Annotated in this window: 2 protein-coding genes; both read left to right on the top strand. The window is 47.6% G+C overall.

From position 1 onward, the window contains the following. A partial coding sequence (locus DXD65_RS20745) for a VapE domain-containing protein (RefSeq protein WP_117887906.1) occupies nt 1–1,125 on the top strand: 1,125 nt, incomplete at its 5' end. Between the two features lie 309 nt (nt 1,126–1,434). Next, nucleotides 1,435–1,776, top strand: a 342-nt coding sequence (locus DXD65_RS21430) for a CHC2 zinc finger domain-containing protein (protein WP_233556171.1), incomplete at its 3' end; no start/stop codon positions are given.

The following is a 1,776-nucleotide window of genomic DNA, read 5'->3' as shown; positions in this document are numbered from 1 at the left end:
GTAAAGAGCCGGACGGAATACCGGGCTGCGGGTTCTTCGGACTTGTACCAGCCCGTTACAAAATTCGCCCTGAACACTTTCAGGCGCAGGCTGGACGCAACGGCTGACATAGCCACCTCAACCGACAACATACGCATGATACTGGAAAGCGACTTCGCAAGAAAGGCTCACCCCATACAGGAGTATTTCAACGCCCTGCCCTTACTTAATCCTGCCGAACACGGGCATATCGGCAGGCTTCTGAACACGGTACAGGTAGCCAACCCCGGCAAATGGGAGGAATATTTCACGAAATGGCTTATCGGTGTGGTAGCCAACGCGATGAACGACACGGGGTGTCAGAACCATACTTGTTTGGTACTGACCGGGGACAGGCAGGGACAATTCAAATCGTGGTGGCTGGACAACCTTTGCCCGACACCGCTTAAGAACTACCTGTTCACCGGAAAGATAGACCCGCAGGGCAAAGACATCCTGACACTGATAGCCGAATACCTGTTCATCAACATTGACGACCAGCTAAAGGAACTCAACAAGCAGAACGAGAACGCATTGAAGAATCTTATCACCACTCCGGCGGTGAAGTACCGCAGACCGTATGATATTTACATCGAGGAATACCCGCACCTCGCCAGCTTCATGGCTTCGGTGAACGGCAACGAGTTCCTGACCGACCCGACAGGCAGCAGGCGTTTTTTGCCGTTCGAGGTGCTGCACATAGACAAGCCCACGGCAGAAAGCATCCGCATGGATAACGTCTATTCCGAAATCATGTACTTGTACCGTCAGGGCGTGCGCTACTGGTTCAATGATGCGGAGATTGAAGAACTGCACCTGACAAATGCGGAATTTGAGGTACAGACAATCGAGTTTGAGATGCTGACACAATACTTTGAGAAGCCGACAGAGGAGGAAGAAGCCCTGTTCTTCATGACAACGGCACAGGTACTCGCATACCTGCGTAATATATCCCCCGTCCAGCTATCCGAAAAAAGGCTGGGCGAATCATTGCGGAAAATCGGTTTCAAGCGGGTACAGAAGCGCATCAACAACAACCATTATCCGGTATATGGGTACAGGATAAAGCCCGTTCCGGCTTCCCGTACAGGGGATGATTACGGGTAGAACCGGAATGTAGTAGCTTCTACATATTGTCTGATATACACATAATGATTTAATAAACAACAGTTTACCAATTATGTAGTATGAAGTAAGATAGAATCCCAAACTTTTGGAAAATCCGGGAAAAAGAAAAAACGGCAATATAATATATAGAATATATTTATTCCTTTTTTAAAGGATAAATAATTACTATGTTACTACATGTACTACAATCCGTTGAAAAAGAAAAAGATAGATGTAGTAGTGTCCCGTACTTCTTCTTACTCGCTTCTTGCTTCATTATTACTATCGTTAAATAAAAAAATAAAGATTATGACCTACAAGGAAGCCAACAATATCAGTATCAAAGATTACCTGAACTCTTTGGGAATCCAGCCAGCCAAGGAAAAGGGAAGCTACGGGATGTACCGCAGCCCCTTACGGGAGGACAACACGCCAAGTTTCAAGGTGGATTATAACGCCAATCTATGGTGTGACTACGGAACTGGTGAGGGCGGGACGCTCATCGACCTTGTAATGAAGCAACACCAGTGCAACGCCTACGGTGCTATCTGCCGACTGGAACAGGGCGACACCGCCTCTTTTTCCTTTCACGGGAAAGAACTGCCCGAAAGGGAGACGAAAAGGCAAGCAGCCAGCCCGATAGAGATACAC

Source organism: Bacteroides sp. 4_1_36, assembly GCF_003466325.1.
GTDB lineage: Bacteria > Bacteroidota > Bacteroidia > Bacteroidales > Bacteroidaceae > Bacteroides > Bacteroides uniformis.
This window is presented reverse-complemented; position numbering and strand designations above follow the sequence as displayed.